Source organism: Streptomyces sp. NPDC004435 (genome assembly GCF_042873895.1).
Lineage (GTDB): Bacteria > Actinomycetota > Actinomycetes > Streptomycetales > Streptomycetaceae > Streptomyces.
Genome location: NZ_JBIAMB010000019.1, coordinates 21510 through 38728 on the forward strand (window position 1 = coordinate 21510; position 17219 = coordinate 38728).

Annotated in this window: 14 protein-coding genes; 9 read left to right on the top strand and 5 right to left on the bottom strand. The window is 74.6% G+C overall.

Translation table 11 applies throughout. The features are described 5' to 3' along the window. Positions 1–104: 104 nt before the first annotated feature. Entirely contained in the window at positions 105–995 is an 891-nt protein-coding gene (locus ACFYT9_RS29380) for a DUF4184 family protein (protein WP_389168770.1), read from the bottom strand. 253 nt (positions 996–1248) lie between these two features. Between ACFYT9_RS29380 and ACFYT9_RS29385 the strand changes: the two genes are divergently transcribed. The 3 genes from ACFYT9_RS29385 to ACFYT9_RS29395 all read left to right on the top strand — a co-directional run bounded on the left by ACFYT9_RS29385 (position 1249) and on the right by ACFYT9_RS29395 (position 4470). Continuing rightward, positions 1249–3156, top strand: a complete 1908-nt coding sequence (locus tag ACFYT9_RS29385; protein ID WP_389168772.1) for a lytic transglycosylase — start codon at positions 1249–1251, stop codon at positions 3154–3156. Positions 3157–3324: 168 nt separating this feature from the next. After that, positions 3325–3465 carry an SPW_0924 family protein gene (locus tag ACFYT9_RS29390; protein WP_383430092.1) on the top strand — a complete coding sequence of 47 codons (141 nt, stop codon included), beginning with the start codon at positions 3325–3327 and terminating at the stop codon, positions 3463–3465. Between the two features lie 9 nt (positions 3466–3474). Beyond that, positions 3475–4470, top strand: a complete 996-nt coding sequence (locus tag ACFYT9_RS29395) for a DUF3068 domain-containing protein (protein ID WP_387274110.1) — start codon at positions 3475–3477, stop codon at positions 4468–4470. Here the strand turns inward: ACFYT9_RS29395 and hrpB are convergent. Both hrpB and ACFYT9_RS29405 read right to left on the bottom strand, forming a co-directional pair. Further along, positions 4454–7012, bottom strand: a complete 2559-nt coding sequence (hrpB, locus tag ACFYT9_RS29400) for an ATP-dependent helicase HrpB (protein WP_389168774.1) — start codon at positions 7010–7012, stop codon at positions 4454–4456. The genes ACFYT9_RS29395 and hrpB overlap by 17 nt on opposite strands. Positions 7013–7089: 77 nt before the next feature. After that, positions 7090–7929 carry a class I SAM-dependent methyltransferase gene (locus ACFYT9_RS29405; RefSeq protein ID WP_376603442.1) on the bottom strand — a complete coding sequence of 280 codons (840 nt, stop codon included), beginning with the start codon at positions 7927–7929 and terminating at the stop codon, positions 7090–7092. A gap of 345 nt (positions 7930–8274) precedes the next feature. Here ACFYT9_RS29405 and rpsA point away from each other — a divergent pair, with 345 nt between their 5' ends. From rpsA to ACFYT9_RS29425, 4 genes are all read left to right on the top strand, one after another. Next, positions 8275–9780 (top strand): 30S ribosomal protein S1, encoded by a 1506-nt coding sequence (rpsA, locus tag ACFYT9_RS29410; protein WP_031002689.1) that lies wholly within the window; start codon positions 8275–8277, stop codon positions 9778–9780. Positions 9781–9968: 188 nt separating this feature from the next. Beyond that, positions 9969–10907 (top strand): PAC2 family protein, encoded by a 939-nt coding sequence (locus ACFYT9_RS29415; RefSeq protein WP_376602771.1) that lies wholly within the window; start codon positions 9969–9971, stop codon positions 10905–10907. Positions 10908–10938: 31 nt separating this feature from the next. After that, positions 10939–11550, top strand: a complete 612-nt coding sequence (coaE, locus tag ACFYT9_RS29420; protein WP_389168776.1) for a dephospho-CoA kinase — start codon at positions 10939–10941, stop codon at positions 11548–11550. Between the two features lie 86 nt (positions 11551–11636). Then, positions 11637–12005 (top strand): tetratricopeptide repeat protein, encoded by a 369-nt coding sequence (locus ACFYT9_RS29425; protein ID WP_376602769.1) that lies wholly within the window; start codon positions 11637–11639, stop codon positions 12003–12005. Between the two features lie 10 nt (positions 12006–12015). Here the strand turns inward: ACFYT9_RS29425 and ACFYT9_RS29430 are convergent, their stop codons facing one another. Both ACFYT9_RS29430 and ACFYT9_RS29435 read right to left on the bottom strand, forming a co-directional pair. Next, positions 12016–12381, bottom strand: a complete 366-nt coding sequence (locus ACFYT9_RS29430; protein WP_376602768.1) for a DUF6343 family protein — start codon at positions 12379–12381, stop codon at positions 12016–12018. 85 nt (positions 12382–12466) lie between these two features. Then, positions 12467–12799, bottom strand: coding sequence for a hypothetical protein (locus ACFYT9_RS29435; protein ID WP_376602767.1), 333 nt, complete (start codon positions 12797–12799; stop codon positions 12467–12469). Positions 12800–13031: 232 nt separating this feature from the next. Here ACFYT9_RS29435 and ACFYT9_RS29440 point away from each other — a divergent pair, with 232 nt between their 5' ends. After that, positions 13032–15872 carry a DEAD/DEAH box helicase gene (locus ACFYT9_RS29440; protein ID WP_389168778.1) on the top strand — a complete coding sequence of 947 codons (2841 nt, stop codon included), beginning with the start codon at positions 13032–13034 and terminating at the stop codon, positions 15870–15872. After that, a complete protein-coding gene (locus ACFYT9_RS29445) occupies positions 15869–17149 on the top strand; it encodes an SWIM zinc finger family protein (protein WP_389168780.1) in 1281 nt (426 codons plus the stop codon). Before ACFYT9_RS29440 ends, ACFYT9_RS29445 begins: the two co-directional genes overlap by 4 nt. Positions 17150–17219 lie beyond the last annotated feature (70 nt).

Below are 17219 nucleotides of genomic sequence, written 5' to 3' on the forward strand. Positions count from 1 at the left end.
GGGCGCGGCCACCGGCGCGTGCGCGCCCGGACGGATCCGCCCGGGCGCCGGGGATCAGCGGACGGCGGGACGCCGGGGATCAGCGGACGCCCGGGCGCCGGGGATCAGCGGACGCCGGGGCGGGAGTGCTCCGGCCGGTCGCCCGGAGCTGCTTCCCCGGCCGTTTCGGGACCGGGGGCCGGTGCCGTACGCCGTCCTCGCAGCCGGGCCGCCACCCCGTACAGCAGGAGGCCCGCGAGGAGCCCCGCGCCCGCCCCGAAACAGGCGGTCGGGACGATGTCGAGCGGGTTCTCGATCCGGTCCCAGCCCCAGTACGCCGCCCAGCGCAGCACCCGGTGCGCGATCCCCGCCAGTACGCAGCCCCCGATCAGCAGCAGCGCCGCCCGCCGCGCGCGCCGGCCCGGCACCCGTACCGCCGCGGGCGTCCGGGTCCCGGCCGGCACCGACCGCACCGCCCGGGCCGCGAACCAGCCGAGCAGGCCCAGCGCCAGCGCCGACCCTCCGTACTGCGCGTACGTGTAGACGGGGAACCCGGCCACGATCTCCGCCAGGAAGGGCAGCTTCCGCGTCCCCCAGCGGTCGATGTGGGTGAAGGTGTCCCAGACGACGTGGGTGGTCGCGCCGAGCGCCGCCGACACGGCGAACCAGGCCGCGAGCCCGGCCGGCCGCCGCTCCCGCCAGGGCCGGCCGCGCACCACCGCGTACACCTGCCCGCGCCGGCTCTCCGGCAGCAGACCCACCAGTGGCTCACGGACCGTCAGCCAGAGGCCCACCAGCACGGCGGCGATGACCACGTCGACGGTGACGAGCCCGACGGAGGAGTGGGTCACGTCCCCGAACGTCATCGCCTCCGGCACCACCGTCGCCGCGAAGTAGGTGAGGTCCGGGGAGAAGCTGCCGGCGACCAGGGCGGAGGCGACCAGCGGTCCGCGCGCCGTCCCGTCCCGCCGCAGTCCCGGCAGGACGGCGGCGGCATGGCTCAGGGTGAAGGGCACCGGAGGAACCTCCTGGTCGTACGGATGATCGGCCCGCAAGGTCTAGAGGCCATGCGCCGGTGCGGCGGTTCCCGCGGCGGGCCCGGGATCCCGGAGCGCGGACCTCCGTGTCCGGCCACCGGGAGACCAAGGGGTGACGAAAGCGTGAAACTCGGTCAGGCCCTGGTGTTCCGTGATACGGACATCGCATAAGGTCGCCTGAGGCCATGCGCGGGGAGCGTGCGGCCGCAGTCGACTGGGGAGGGAGCACGGCATGGCAGAGCAGTTCGGCCGCCGTCTGCGCAGGGGCGCCACCAGCGGAGCGATCGTGGCCGCCGCGGTCGCGGCGCTGGCCGCCTCGCAGGGTCCGGGCGCGATCGCGCCGCCGGCCGACGGCCTCAACGGCGACCACGCCGTCGGCGCCGGCGACGCCACGTCCCCGAACGGTGGCGCGGACGGCGGTTCGGCGACCGGCGACTCGCCGTACTACCTCGACCTGCCGCCGCTGAAGCCGCCGAATCTCGCCGGTGTGCCCACCTCTCCGCAGGTGCCGGTCGTCACCGGCCCCGCCGAGGCCGGCATACCCACGACCGTCCTCGCCGCCTACCGCCGCGCCGAGGCCTCGGTCCGCGCCACCGACCCCTCCTGCAACCTGCCCTGGCAACTCCTCGCCGGCATAGGCAAGGTCGAGTCCGGCCAGGCACGCGGAGGCCGCGTCGACGGAAACGGCACGACCTTCTCCCCGATCCTCGGCCCGGCTCTCAACGGTGTCGGCTTCGCCAACATCTCGGACACCGACGGCGGCGCGTTCGACGGCGACACCACGCACGACCGTGCCGTCGGCCCCATGCAGTTCATCCCGTCCACCTGGGCCGTCTGGGGCCAGGACGCCAACGGCGACGGGAAGAAGGACCCCAACAACATCTACGACGCCGCCCAGGCGGCGGGCATGTACCTGTGCGCCGGGGGCCGGGACCTCGCCATCAAGGCCGACCTCGACCGGGCGATCCTCAGCTACAACCGTTCCACGGAGTATCTGACCACCGTCCTCTCCTGGTTCGAGTACTACGGGCGCGGCACCCACACCGTCCCGGACGGCACCGGCGTGCTCCCGGTCGACCGCAGTGACCGGAACCCTCCGGCGGGGACGACCCGCCCGACGACGCCCGTCTCGCCGAACCCGCCGTCCCCGAGCACCACTCCGCCGGCGGACAAGGCGACGCAGAAGCCCACCGAGCAGCGCCCGACCCAGCCGCCGAAGCCGACCGAGCCGCCGAAGCCGACCGAGCCGCCGAAGCCGGCCGAGCCGACGAAGCCGCCGGTCACGGACCCGACATCCCGGCCGCCGGCCAAGCCCGTCGAGGTACCGCCGACCGTCAAGGTCGCCCATCTCAGGGCGGGAACGGCGGTGCTCACCGCGGTCACCGAGAGCACCTTCGCCGAGGCCGCCTCGGTCACCGCCGTGGACGCCTCGGGCCGTCCGGTCGCCGGCGTCAGCGTCCGCTTCGCGCTCCCCGGCACCACCGACGCCCGCTTCCCCGCCGGTGCCACCACGGTGACCGTGACCTCGGACGCCAAGGGCGTCGCCAAGGCCCCGGCCCTCCGCGCCGGCGAGAAGGCGGAGCCCTTCACCGTTCGCGCCACGGTCCCCGGCCGCTCCCTGCCGGCCGCCGAACTGAAGGCGACCGTCGAGGTCCGCAAGGCCGACGCCCTCGCCCGCGTCGGGGACACCGCCCTGACCGCCGAGACCGGCGCCGGCTACGAGCCCGTCACGGTCGAGGCCCGCCGCGGCGCCGAGCTCGCCCCCGGCGTCAGCGTCACCGCGGTGGTCACCGACTCCGCCGACGCCCCGCAGCAGAGTGCCGACGGCCCGTCCTTCGGCAAGGACGCCGCGGGCAACCCCGTCCGCACCAAGGTCCTGAAGACCGACGCCCAGGGCCGGCTGTCGATCAAGGACCTGGTGGCGGGCGCGAAGGGCGGCGACTACGTCCTCTGGCTCACCGCGCCCGGCGGCGGCACGGTGAAGGTGAAGCTCACCGTCACCGCCCCGGCCCCCACCACGCCGCCCGCCACCCCGGACCCGACCACGGATCCGAGCACGGCGCCGACGACCGACCCGTCGCCGACGGCCTCCGGCTCCGCCCCGGCCTCGACCGAGGCGAGCCCGACGCGCACCGGCTGACCCCGGCTCCGCCCCGGCTCCTCCGCGCCGCCCCCGCCGTCCCTCCCGGGACGCCGGGGGCGGCGCGCGTTTCGGTTCGCCCCGCCGCGAGCTGTTCTCATCTCACGATCGCGTTGCTACGGTGCCCCCGCCCTGACGACCCATCAGATCACCTGCCGGGAGGCCGACATGCGTGCCCTGGTCGCCGCAGCCATCGGACTCGTACCCGTCCTGCTCTTCGTCCTGCTCGTCTCCGTGGTCGACCTGCCGCCCGACGGCCCCACCTCACCGAAGCCCCTGCTCACCGCCGACCCCGGCCCGAAGAAGTAGGGAGCCCCCGTGCGCCGCCGAGCCAGCCTCGTCCTCCTCTCCCTCGCGGTCTTCCTCGCCGCCATGGCCCCCACCCTCCGCTGGTACGCCTTCCCCCGGCTGGCCAAGATCCCGCCGAACCAGTACCAGGAGGTCGTCCTGGAGGCCCGCCCCGCGACCCTCCTCGACTACGGCACCCTCAAGGCCCGCGAGGTCGAGAAGATCACGATCGTCCAGACCCTCAAGGGCAACGTGGAGGAGTCGAAGCGGATCGAGGCGGGCACCGACCGCGACGTCGTCGTCTGGGACGGCCTCTCCTACGTCATGGGGCCCGACGGCAAGATGGTGTCCAAGATCCCCGAGCGGTACGTCTTCGACGCCCACACCCAGGACCCCGTCAACGTGCCCGGCGAGATGGTCGACGGCGACCCGGTCAAACGCGAGGGCATCGAGTTCAAGTGGCCCTTCCTCACCGAGAAGCGCGACTACCTCTACTTCGACGCCCAGACCCGCACCTCGTCCCCCATCCACTACGTGGGGACCCGCACCTTCCGCGGCCTGGAGGTCTACTACTACGAGCAGACCATCCCCTGGACCGAGGTCCCCATGCCCAAGACCATGCCGGTAGAGGGCATCACCCCCGAGGTCATCGCGAGCATGGGCCTCACCCGCTGGTACACCACCAAGCGGATGTTCTGGGTCGAGCCCGTCACCGGGGCCCCCGTCAACGGCGAGGAGATCCACAAGGAGGAGCTCCGCGGCGCCAAGGCCCTGACCGGCTCCGACACCGTCACCGTCTTCGCCGGCCACGTGAAGATGCGCGAGGACTACGTCGTCGACACCGTCGAGCTGGTCTCCGCCAACCGCACCACCGTCCTCCTCCTCGTCTCCTGGCTGCCGTGGACCTTCACCGTCCTCGCCCTCCTCCTGCTCGCCCTCGCGCTCCTGCTGGAGCACCGCTCCCGCCGCCCCGCCCCCGCGGCCGCCCCGCGGGCCGTCCCCGAGACCGTCACCCCTCCCGTCTGAGCCGCGCGCTCGTGTGCCGGGTCGCCGCCGCGGACGACGGGTCCTCCGGCCACGGGTGCTTCGGGTACCGCCCCCGAAGCTCCGCCCGCACCGCCCGGTAGCCGTCCCGCCAGAACGAGGCCAGATCGGCGGTCACGGCAGCCGGCCGCCCGGCGGGGGAGAGCAGGTGCACCAGCACCGGCACCCCCGCCACCGTCGGCGTCCGGGCGAGACCGAACAGCTCCTGGAGCTTCACCGCCAGCACCGGTCTCCCTTCCCCGTACGCCACCCGGATCCGCGAACCGCTCGGCACCTCGATCCGTTCCGGCGCCAGCTCGTCGAGCCGCCCCGCCTCGCCCGAGGCCCACGGGAGCAGCCGCCGCAGCGCCTCACCGGCGTCGATCCGCCCCAGATCCGCCCGCCGCCCCGCCCGCGACAGCTCCGGCTCCAGCCACTCCTCGGCTCGCTCCACCAGCGCCTCCTCCGTCACCTCCGGCCACGCCCCGCCGACCGCCCCGTGCAGGAACGCCAGCCGCTCACGCAGTTCCACCGCCTCCCGCCCCCACCGCAGCAGCCCCGTCCCCTCCCGCCGCAGGCCGTCGAGCAGCGCCTCCCGCACCAGCACCGGATCCGCCCCCGCCCCCAGCGGGCGCACCACCAGCTCCACCGCCCCCAGCCGCTCCACGGACCGCGCGACCACGTCGCCGTCCTCCCAGCGCACCTCCTCGCCCGCGCGCAGCAGATGGCCCGCCGCCCGCCGCGCCACGGCCTCGTCCACCACCGCCGCCAGCCGCACCCGCGCCGTCGCGTCCCGCGCGGTCCGGTCCGCCACCGCCACCGCCAGCCACGGCGCCGACCGCAGCCCCGACCCCTCCGCGAGCCGCGCCCCGCTCCCGGACACCATCAGATGCCCGCCCTGCTCCCGGGCCCGCGCCACCCGCTCGGGGAACGCCAGCGCCGTCACCGTCCCCGCCACCCGGTCGTCCCCGCCCCCGGCGGCCGCGCCGGCGTCCTCCCCGGCACCCGCCGAGGCCGCCGCCCGCTCCAGCCGCCGCACCTCCGCCCGCCAGCGGGCCCCGTACGCGTCGCCGCCCCGGCGGGCCTGGCGCCAGGCGCCCGCCAGATCGTCCCCGTACTCCCGAGGCGGTTCCTCGCTCAGCAGCGCCACCACCTCCGCCGCCCGCCGTGCCCCCACCTCGGACGCCCCGTCCAGCAGTGCCCGGCCGAGCCGCGGATGCAGACCGAGCCGGGCCATCCGCACCCCCCGCCCGGTCGCCCTCCCCGTCTCGTCCACCGCACCGATCGCCTCCAGCACCGAGCGGGCCGCCGCCAGCGCTCCGGCCGGCGGCGCGTCGAGCAGCGCCAGCCCCTCGGCCGTCGGATCGCCCCAGCACGCGGCCCGCAACGCGAAGTCGGCCAGGTCCGCGATCCGGATCTCCGGCGCCGGGAACCGCACCCGCCCGCTCTCCTCCGCCTCCGACCAGCACCGGTACACCGTGCCCGGCGCCTCACGCCCCGACCGCCCCGCCCGCTGCGTCGCCGCCGCGGCCGACACCGGCACCGTCGCCAGCGACCCGAGACCGCGCGCGTGATCCATCCGCGGCTCCCGCGCCAGCCCCGCGTCCACCACGACCCGCACCCCGGGCACGGTGAGGCTCGACTCCGCCACCGACGTCGACAGCACCACCCGCCGCCGCCCACCCGGTCCGGCGCCCCGCAGCACCGCGTCCTGAACCGCCGCCGGAGCCCGCCCGTGCAGCTGGAGCACCTCCGCGTCCACCCCGTCGAGCAGTCCGGCTGTCCGCGCGATCTCCCCGGTGCCGGGCAGGAAGCAGAGGACGTCCCCCTCGTGCCGCGCCAGCGCCTCCCGGACCGTCCCCGCCACGTGCCGCAGCAGTGCGGGGTCCACCCAGGTGCCGTGCGCCGGACGGATCCCCGCGGGCGGTGGCGCGTGACGCACCGCGAACCCGTGCCCCTCGCCCACGCTCCGCACCACCGGCGCGGGCCCGCCGGCCTCCTGCGAGGTCAGCAGCCGCGCCCACGCCTCCGCGTCGCTGGTCGCCGAGGCCGCGACGAGCCCCAGCTCCGGCCGCAGCGCGGCCCGTACGTCCACCAGGAAGGCGAGGGCCGTGTCGGCGTCCAGATGCCGTTCGTGACACTCGTCGAGCAGCACCACGTCCACCCCAGCGAGCTCCGGGTCCCGCTGGAGCCGCTGGAGCAGGATGCCCGTCGTCACCACCTCGACCCGCGTCGCGGGACCGGCCCGCCGCTCCCCGCGCACCGCGAAGCCGACGGCCCCGGTCGCCCCGCCGACCTCCTCGCCCAGCAGCCAGGCCATCCGCGCCGCCGCGGCCCGCACCGCCATCCGGCGCGGCTCGGCCACCAGCACCCGCCGCTCGGGCCCGTCGCCCACGAGCCCCGCGAGCGCCAGCGGCACCAGCGTGGTCTTGCCGGTGCCGGGCGGCGCGTGCAGCACCGCGGTGCCGCGCTCGGCGAGCGCGGCCAGCAGCTCGGGAACGGCAGGGCGGACGGGAAGCAGATCGAGTGCGTCGTGTCGGATCACGCACTCAGTCTCGTACGCGGAAGGAAAAGGGCGGGCCGCGTCATCCACAGGCCCGCCCATTAATAGGAAGAACGCGTTCAGTCCTCGCGTACGCACAGGAAGATCGCCGTGCCCGGGATCAGGTTCCCCCGCAGCGGCGACCAGCCTCCCCACTCCTGGCCGTTCCACGCCGGCCACTCCGGCTCGACCAGGTCCACCAGCCGGAAGCCGCCGGCCACCACGTCCCGCACCCGGTCGCCCAGCGTCCGGTGGTGCTCCACGTACACGGCCCGCCCGGCCTCGTCCTGCTCGACATAAGGAGTGCGGTCGAAGTACGAGGCGGCGACCGAGAGGCCCTCGGGCCCCGGCTCGTCGGGGAAGGCCCAGCGGATCGGATGCGTCACCGAGAACACCCAGCGCCCGCCCGGACGCAGCACCCGCCGCACCTCGCGGAAGACCCGCACCGGATCGGCCACGAAGGGCACCGCCCCGTAGGCGGAGCACGCCAGGTCGAAGGAGCCGTCGCGGAACGGCAGCGCCCCCGCGTCCGCCTCGACCAGCGGCACCTCCCCGCCGATCCGCAGCGCGTGCTGGAGCTGCCGGTGCGAGAGGTCGAGCGCCACCGGCCGGGCGCCCCGCGCCGCGAGCCACCGCGAGCACTGCGCCGCGCCCGCGCCGATCTCCAGGACGTCGAGCCCCTTCAGCTCCTCCGCCGGCCCGAGCAGCCCGGCCTCGGCCTCGTCCAGGCCCTCCGGACCCCAGACGAACCGGTCGTCGCCGAGGAAGGCGCCGTGCTCGGTCTGGTACTCGTCGGCGTTCCGGTCCCACCATCCCCGGCTGGCCCGGCTGCTCTCCGCGTCCCCCGCGTCACGCCGGGTCGCCTCGGCCTCCTCCTCGTCCGAGGAGAGGGGATCTTCGTGCTCGTACTCTTGGTTCATCTCGCCCGCCGATGTAGTTTGCGCACAGGTGCCGCCCCCCGGTGGACCCCGCCGATGAGGCGCGGGTGGACACGATTAGTGCCGGGTTTACGTGGTTCTGTCCCGGGTGCGCGCTTCGCGCATTGACCCTGTCCGGCCGCCCCCGTATGCTAAAGGTTGCGCTGCGGGCCTGCGCGCCTCAGACGGAGCAGGCCGCGCTCGCACCTGTTGCAGTCCCCTCGGTTTGCGAGGCGCCTCCGGTCTTCGGAAGGCGCTTCATCAGCTGTCTGGCTTCTTCAGTGCGATACGGGCTCTCGGCGTAGCAGTACCTACGACTTTCTGTCCGTAACCGGAGCCCTTTCCCACATGACGAGCAGCACCGAGACCACCGCCACCACCCCGCAGGTTGCGGTCAACGACATCGGTAACGAGGAAGCCTTCCTCGCCGCGATCGACGAGACGATCAAGTACTTCAACGACGGCGACATCGTCGACGGCGTCATCGTGAAGGTCGACCGGGACGAGGTCCTGCTCGACATCGGTTACAAGACCGAAGGTGTCATCCCGAGCCGCGAGCTCTCGATCAAGCACGACGTCGACCCGAACGAGGTCGTCAAGGTCGGCGACGAGATCGAGGCCCTGGTTCTCCAGAAGGAGGACAAGGAAGGCCGCCTGATCCTCTCGAAGAAGCGTGCCCAGTACGAGCGCGCCTGGGGCACCATCGAGAAGATCAAGGAAGAGGACGGCATCGTCACCGGTACCGTCATCGAGGTCGTCAAGGGTGGTCTCATCCTCGACATCGGCCTCCGCGGCTTCCTCCCGGCCTCCCTGGTCGAGATGCGTCGTGTCCGCGACCTCCAGCCCTACGTGGGCAAGGAGCTCGAGGCGAAGATCATCGAGCTGGACAAGAACCGCAACAACGTGGTCCTGTCCCGCCGTGCCTGGCTGGAGCAGACCCAGTCCGAGGTTCGCCAGACCTTCCTCACGACCCTCCAGAAGGGTCAGGTCCGCTCCGGCGTCGTTTCCTCGATCGTCAACTTCGGTGCCTTCGTGGACCTGGGTGGCGTCGACGGTCTCGTCCACGTCTCCGAGCTGTCCTGGAAGCACATCGACCACCCGTCCGAGGTTGTCGAGGTCGGCCAGGAGGTCACCGTCGAGGTTCTCGACGTGGACATGGACCGCGAGCGTGTCTCCCTGTCGCTGAAGGCGACGCAGGAGGACCCGTGGCAGCAGTTCGCCCGCACGCACCAGATCGGCCAGGTCGTCCCCGGCAAGGTCACCAAGCTGGTTCCGTTCGGCGCGTTCGTCCGCGTGGACGAGGGCATCGAGGGTCTGGTCCACATCTCCGAGCTGGCCGAGCGCCACGTGGAGATCCCGGAGCAGGTCGTCCAGGTCAACGACGAGATCTTCGTCAAGGTCATCGACATCGACCTCGAGCGTCGCCGGATCTCGCTGTCCCTGAAGCAGGCCAACGAGTCCTTCGGTGCCGACCCGGCGTCGGTCGAGTTCGACCCGACCCTGTACGGCATGGCCGCGTCCTACGACGACCAGGGCAACTACATCTACCCCGAGGGCTTCGACCCCGAGACCAACGACTGGCTCGAGGGCTACGAGACCCAGCGCGAGGCGTGGGAGGCCCAGTACGCCGAGGCGCAGGCGCGCTTCGAGCAGCACCAGGCCCAGGTCATCAAGTCCCGCGAGGCCGACGAGGCCGCCGCTGCCGAGGGCGCTGCCGCCCCGGCCGCCGGCAACGCCGGTGCGGGCATCTCGGGTGGTTCCTACTCCTCGGAGTCGGACGACAGCGCCGGCGCCCTGGCGTCGGACGAGGCCCTCGCCGCCCTCCGCGAGAAGCTCGCCGGCGGCCAGAGCTGAACAGGCTCACCGCTGAGCGGCGCTAGTCGCTAGCAGTACACCGGGGCCCGCTCCCTCCCGGGGGAGCGGGCCCCGGTCGCGTCTCCGGCCCCTGACACGCGCGCCGGAGCCGCCCCGAACCTCCCCGGACGGGAATGACCTTGCGCCCCGGGGCGTTCCTCCTGAAGACGCGAGGAGGAGCGGTAACCGTGCTTGATCCCCAGGATTTGTACGAGTGGGACGCCAAGGGGCTGGCCGTGGTCGATCTGGCCCTGGCCCAGGAGTCGACCGGACTGGTCATGCTGTACCACTTCGACGGCTACATCGACGCGGGGGAGGCCGGCGAGCAGATCGTCGAGGGAGTCCTCGACACCCTGCCGAACCAGGTCGTCGCCCGCTTCGACCACGACCGGCTGGTGGACTACCGAGCCCGCCGGCCCCTGCTGACCTTCAAGCGCGACCAGTGGGTCGCCTACGAGACGCCGACCATCGAGGTCCGCCTCGTCCAGGACGCCACCGGCGCACCCTTCCTCGTCCTCTCCGGCCCCGAGCCGGACGTCGAGTGGGAGCGGTTCGCCGCCGCCGTCGCCCAGATCGTCGAACGGCTCGGCGTACGGCTCGCGGTCAACTTCCACGGCATCCCCATGGGCGTCCCGCACACCCGGCCCGTCGGCCTCACCCCGCACGGCAGCCGCACCGACCTCATGCCCGGCCACCGCAGCCCCTTCGACGAGGCGCAGGTGCCCGGCAGCGCGGAGTCCCTCATCGAGTTCCGGCTCACCGAGGCGGGCTTCGACACCCTGGGCGTCGCCGCCCACGTCCCCCACTACGTGGCCCGCTCCGCCTACCCGGACGCGGCGCTCACCGCCCTGGAGGCCGTCACCGCCGCCACCGGGCTCGTCCTGCCGGGCGTCGCCCACACGCTGCGCACCGAGGCCCGCCGCACCCAGACCGAGATCGACCGCCAGATCGGCCAGGGCGACGAGGAACTGGTCGCCCTGGTCCAGGGCCTTGAGCACCAGTACGACGCGATGGCCGGCGCGGAGACCCGCGGCAGCCTCGTCGCCGAGCCCGTCGACCTGCCCTCCGCCGACGAACTGGGCCGGGAGTTCGAGCGCTTCCTCGCCGAACGGGAGGGTGACTCCTAGGCCGGCGGGGCGGGGCCCTAAGCTGCCGCCCATGCTGAAGGTGGGCCTGACCGGTGGAATCGGCGCCGGCAAGAGTGAGGTGTCGCGGCTTCTCGTCTCGTACGGGGCCGTGCTGATCGACGCGGACCGGATCGCCCGCGAGGTCGTCGAACCCGGCACGCCGGGGCTCGCGGCCGTCGTGGAAGCCTTCGGGGAGGACGTCCTCACCGGAGACGGGGCGCTGGACCGGCCGAAGCTCGGCTCCATCGTCTTCGCCGACCCCGAGCGGCTGGCCACGCTCAACGCGATCGTCCACCCGCTCGTCGGGGCCCGGTCGGCCGAGCTGGAGAGCACGGCGGGCCCCGGGGACGTGGTCGTCCACGACGTGCCCCTGCTCACCGAGAACGGCCTGGCGCCCCTCTACGACCTCGTGGTCGTCGTGGACGCCTCGCCCGAGACCCAGCTCGACCGGCTGGTACGGCTCCGGGGCATGACCGAGGAGGAGGCCAGGGCCCGCATGGCCGCCCAGGCCGGCCGCGCGGCCCGGCAGGAGATCGCGGACCTCCTGATCGACAACGACGGCCCGTTCGACGCGCTGGAGCCGCAGGTACGGAAGCTCTGGGACGAGCTGGCACGACGCGCCGCGGAGACCGACCGGGCCTAGCGCCTGTGCGGCCCGATCGGCAGAACACCCCGCCCGGGACACCCCGTCCGGTGTTCCGGCCCCGGAACGTGGGAAGGATGCAGTTCATGGCCGAGAGAAATCCGGAGACGCACGTCATCGACTTCCGTGCCGCAGAGCAGCTGCTGGCCGCGCGGGACCCGCGTGGTGCCGTGAAACTGCTGGACTCGGTCATCGCCGAGCACCCGGAGAACACCGCGGCCCGGCTCCTGCGGGCCCGGGCCTTCTTCGCCGCCGCCCAGCTGCGCCCCGCGCAGCTGGAGTTCGAGCTGGTCCTGGAGCGCGAGCCGGACAACGCCTTCGCCCACTTCGCGCTCGCCCGCACCCTCCAGCGCTCCGGCCAGGCGTCCCGGGCCACCCGGCACTTCCGGCTGGCCGCCGCGCTCGACCCCCGGCCCGAATACGTCGAGGCCGCCGGCTTCGGCACCGAGGACTGACCGCCCGGCCTCAGCGGTCCCGGCCGCCGTCCCCGGGCTTCGGGGGCCACCCGGAGTCGTCCCCCGGCCTTCGGGGCCACCCACCGCGGTCGGCCTCGAACGGGCTCCGCGGCCGTCCGTCGCCGTGGTCCGGTTCGTACGGCGGGACGTCCCGGCCCGGCTGCCAGTGCGGGCCCTGGCGCAGACGGCGCAGGACCATCGCCATGTCAGCGGCGACGATCACGAGCAGTACGCCGCAGGCCGCCGCCCAGCCGGGACGGCCGACCAGCACGAAGACCACCGTGCCGAACACCGCCCACACCAGCCCCCAGGCACTCAGCCAGAACCGCAGCCGCAGCGCGCTGCGCGCGGTGGCCGGCTCGCTCCCGGTACGCATGACGGCGCCTTCTCCCGTCGGATCCCTTTGGGCACTTCCAGCATGGACCCGTCCGGGGCCGAACGGAACGGCGGCGGCCCGCGACTCAGTGCACGAGGGAGTAGCTGCGCCAGGGCAGGGTGCCCGGGACGATGGAGTCGGCGCTGTTGGTGGGCAGGTAGATCGGCTCCTCGCCCCGGCAGTGCGGGGTCCGGTAGAGGATCAGGTCGATCAGGGTGCCGTTCTCGACCCGCGTCGCGCCCAGCGGGAGCCGGTGGCAGCCCTTCACCGGCGGGCTCATCACCCGCACCACCTTCTCCCCGCGGGTCTCGTACGTCACGGGGCCGACCGCGGTGCGGCCGAGGCCCGAGCAGCCCGCGACCGTGAGCGTGAGCAGCACGGCCCCGGTGGCGGTCGTGAGACGCCGGCGAACGGACATGGCGGAACCCCTTCGGTCGGGCGAGCGAGGCGGTCGGCGGCAGCCCCGGCGGCGTGAAAAGCCCTGGTCGTCGCCACCCTCCCGCCCCCGGAGGCCGCTGTCATCCGCTGTTGGGCCGGTCGGGGGACGCCGAGGTGCGGTCGTTGTCGGACCCCGCCCGTAAGGTCGTGGGTACCGGCGTGGAAGCTCCGCGCCGGCCCGGCGGACCCCGGGGGGAAGGGAGGGCGGCACCGTGACGGAGCGCTGGGCGGCCCGTGCCGCCGTCTTCCTGCCCGCCGCGCTGCCCCGTGACGGCCGGGTCGCCCTCTGGTCCCCGGACGGGGCGGCGCTTCCCGAGCCGGACGGTCTCGCCGGGGCGGAGTCCACCCGCATCACCGTCGCCCGCCGGCACGGCTCCGGTGTCCGCGGCCGGGAGGTCCCCGCGGTCACCCTGCCCGTGGCCACCGCCCTGCCCCTGCTCGTCGCCGCCCGGCACAGTCCCGCGGCCCACCCCGCCACCGCCTGCTGGGGCGCGGCCGCCCTGCACGCCCTGCACCTGGCCTCCCGCGGCCGGCTGCTGCCCGGTCTCACCGCCGACGACCTGGACGCCTGGCGCGCCGGGCCGCTCGACGCCGAGGACATCGCGCATCTGCGGGCCGTCGCCGCCGCCATGCCGTACGAGGCGCACGCGGTGCCCGTCGCCGGGTCCGGGCCGCTCGGGCTGCCCGATCCGGAGGCGCTGGTGCGGGCCTTCCTGGACGCGGTCGCCGACACCCTGCCGCGTACCCCCGCCGCCGCGCACGCGGTCGGGGCGCCCTTCGCGTCCGTCACCCCGCAGCACCTGCCCGGGGCCCGCGCGTGGGCCGCCGAGGCCGCCGCCGGCATGGACGCGGGGGTGCGGATCTCGCTCCGGCTCGACCTCTCCGCCGCCGAGCTCTTCGACACGGCCGACGAGGCCGAGGGGGGAACCGAGCGGCGGGCCGCGGCCGCCGTCCTCCAGGTCCACAGCCTCGCCGACCCGACCCTCGTCATCGACGCCGCGGCCCTGTGGGCGGGGGAGGGCGAGCACTTCGGCCCCCGCGCCCGCATCGACGCCCTCCTCGCGCTGCGCCGCGCCGCCCGGATCTGGCCGCCGCTCGGCCGGCTCCTGGAGCGGGACGCGCCCGACGTCCTCGCCGTCACCGAGTCCGAGCTGTACGAGCTGCTGGGCCCCGCCGCGGCCCGGCTCGCCGATGCCGGGGTGGCCCTGCACTGGCCGCGCGACCTGGCGCGCTCGCTCAGCGCCTCCGCCGTCGTCCGCCCCGCCCGCTCCGCGCCCGGCTCCGCCACCGACGGCACCAGCTTCTTCGACTCGACCGAACTGCTCCGCTTCGACTGGCAGCTCGCCCTCGACGGCGATCCGCTCACCCAGGGTGAGATGGACCTGCTCGCCGAGGCGCACCGGCCCGTCGTCCGGCTCCGTGACCGCTGGGTCGTCGTCGACCCCGACCTCGTCCGCAAGGCCCGCAAGCGAGAACTGGGCCTGCTGGAGCCGGTGGACGCCCTCGCCGCCGCCCTCACCGGCAGTGCCGAGGTCGACGGCGAGACCGTCCCCGCCGTGCCCGTCGGAGCGCTCGCCGTCCTGCGTGACCGGCTCCTCGCCGGTCCCGAGGCCGCCGCGCCCCCGCCGGGACTCACCGCCACCCTGCGGGACTACCAGCTCCGGGGTCTGGCCTGGCTGGACCTGATGACCTCGCTCGGCCTCGGCGGCTGCCTCGCCGACGACATGGGCCTCGGCAAGACCGTCACGGTCCTCGCCCTCCACCTGCGCCGGGCCCGCCGCGAGCCCACCCTCGTGGTCTGTCCCGCCTCGCTCCTCGGCAACTGGCAGCGGGAGGCGGCCAGATTCGCCCCGGGCGTGCCCGTCCGCCGCTTCCACGGCACCGCGCGCGACCTCGGCGGCCTCGACGGCGGGATCGTCCTCACCACCTACGGCACCCTGCGCACCCGCGCCGCCCAGCTCGCCGACCGGTCCTGGGGCATGGTCGTCGCCGACGAGGCACAGCACGTGAAGAACCCGTTCTCCGCGACCGCCAAGGCGCTCCGTACCGTGCCCGCGCCCGCCCGGGTCGCGCTCACCGGCACGCCCGTGGAGAACAACCTCTCCGAGCTGTGGGCCATCCTCGACTGGACCACGCCCGGACTCCTCGGCCCGCTCAAGGCGTTCCGCTCCCGCCACGCCCGAGCCGCGGAGAACCACGAGGAGCTGGAGAACGAGGAGGCGGTGGAGCGCCTCGCCCGCCTCGTCCGGCCCTTCCTGCTGCGCCGCCGCAAGTCCGACCCGGGCATCGTCCCCGAGCTGCCGCCCAAGACCGAGTCCGACCACCCGGTGCCGCTCACCCGTGAACAGGCATCGCTGTACGAGGCGGTGGTCCGCGAGACCCTGGGGCTGATCGAGGCCGCGGAGGGGATGGCCCGGCGCGGTCTGGTGATGAAGCTGCTGACGTCGCTCAAGCAGATCTGCAACCACCCCGCCCAGTACCTCAAGGAGGACGCCCACGGCCGCGGCACCGCCCGTCTCGCGGGTCGCTCCGGCAAGCTCGCGCTCCTCGACGAACTCCTCGACACGATCATCGCCGAGGACGGCTCCGTCCTCGTCTTCACCCAGTACGTGACGATGGCCCGGCTCCTCGCCGACCACCTCACCGCTCGGGGCATCGGCAGCCAACTCCTGTACGGAGGGACGCCCGTGGCCGAGCGGGAGCGGATGGTCGACCGCTTCCAGGCGGGCGAGGTGCCCGTCTTCCTGCTCTCGCTCAAGGCCGCCGGCACCGGCCTCAACCTCACCCGCGCCGGTCATGTCGTCCACTACGACCGCTGGTGGAACCCGGCGGTCGAGGACCAGGCCACCGACCGCGCCTACCGGATCGGCCAGACCCAGCCCGTGCAGGTCCACCGGCTCGTCACGGAGGGCACCGTCGAGGACCGCATCGCCGAACTGCTCCGCGCCAAGAAGGCGCTCGCCGAAGCCGTCCTGGGCTCCGGCGAGGCCGCCTTCACCGAACTCACCGACCGCGAACTGGCCGACCTGGTCTCCCTGAGGAGGTCCGCGTGAACCGCCCCGGAGCCCGGGCCGCCCGCCCCGCGCGCGGGACGGCACCCCGCCACGACGACCGCCGCCGCACCTTCCCGGCCGTCCCGCCCCGCGGTGCCTCCGACGGGAGCTTCGCCGCCACCTGGTGGGGCAACGCCTGGGTGGCCGCCCTGGAGCGCACCGCGCTCGACCAGGCCCGCCTCGGCCGCGGCCGGGCCTACGCGGAGCGGGGCAAAGTCGACGCGATCACCGTCACCCCCGGCCGGGTCGTCGCCTATGTGCACGGCAGCCGGATCCGCCCGTACCGCACGGAGATCCGGATGCGGACGCTCGGGGACGACGGCTGGGAGCTCTTCCTGGACCGGGCCGCCGCCAGGCCCGAGCACATGGCGGCCCTCCTCGACAAGGACGTCCCGCACGCCCTGGAGGCGGTCGAGGGGCTGCTGCCCGCCCCCGGTGACCTGCTGCCCGACTGCTCCTGCCCCGACGACGGCTTCCCCTGCAAGCACGCCGCCGCCCTCTGCTACCAGGCGGCCCGCCTGCTCGACGAGGATCCCTTCGTCCTCTTCCTGATGCGCGGCCGCGGCGAGGGCGAGCTCCTCGCCGAGCTCTCCCGGCGCAACGCGGCCCGGTCCGCCGTCGAGTCCGGCACGACCGCGCCCGTGCTGCCCGCCGTGCCCGCCCGGGAGGTGCTGGCCGCCGCCGGGTCCGTGCTGCCGCTGCCCCCGCCGCTGCCGCTCCCGGACCGGCCCGGCCGCCCCGCGGTCTTCCCGCCGGATCCGCACGCACCCGACCCCCTCGCGCTGGATTTGCTGGCCGGCGAGGCCGCCGCCCGCGCCCACGCCTTCCTCGCCACCGGGCACGACCCGGTCGCCGGCCTCACCCCGTGGCAGGACGCGGTCCGGCTCGCCGCCGCCCATCCCGGATCCGGGCTCACCGCCTCGACCCGCGCGCTCTACCGGGACCTGGCCGACGCGCTCGACCGGACCCCCACCGACCTCGCCCGTGCCGTCGCCGCCTGGCGCCAGGGCGGGGCGGCGGGGCTCGCGGTCCTGGAGGAGCCGTGGGATCCGCCCGCCGGTCCGTTCGACCGGGCCAGACCCGCCCTCATCGCCGCCGACTTCCCGGGGTTCCGCCCCTGGCGCAACCGGCTCTCCACCGGCTCGCTCCAACTCCGGCTGGGCCAGGACGGCCTGTGGTACCCGTACGAATCCGACCACGACCGCGAGGACTGGTGGCCGCGCGGGATCCCCGACGCCGACCCGGTCGGAGCGCTCACCGAACTCCTGGGCCGCTGACGGACGTCGGGTCGACCACTCGAACGGCGCCTCCCTCGTAGGAGTGAATCCCGCCTACGGCCGGATCCGG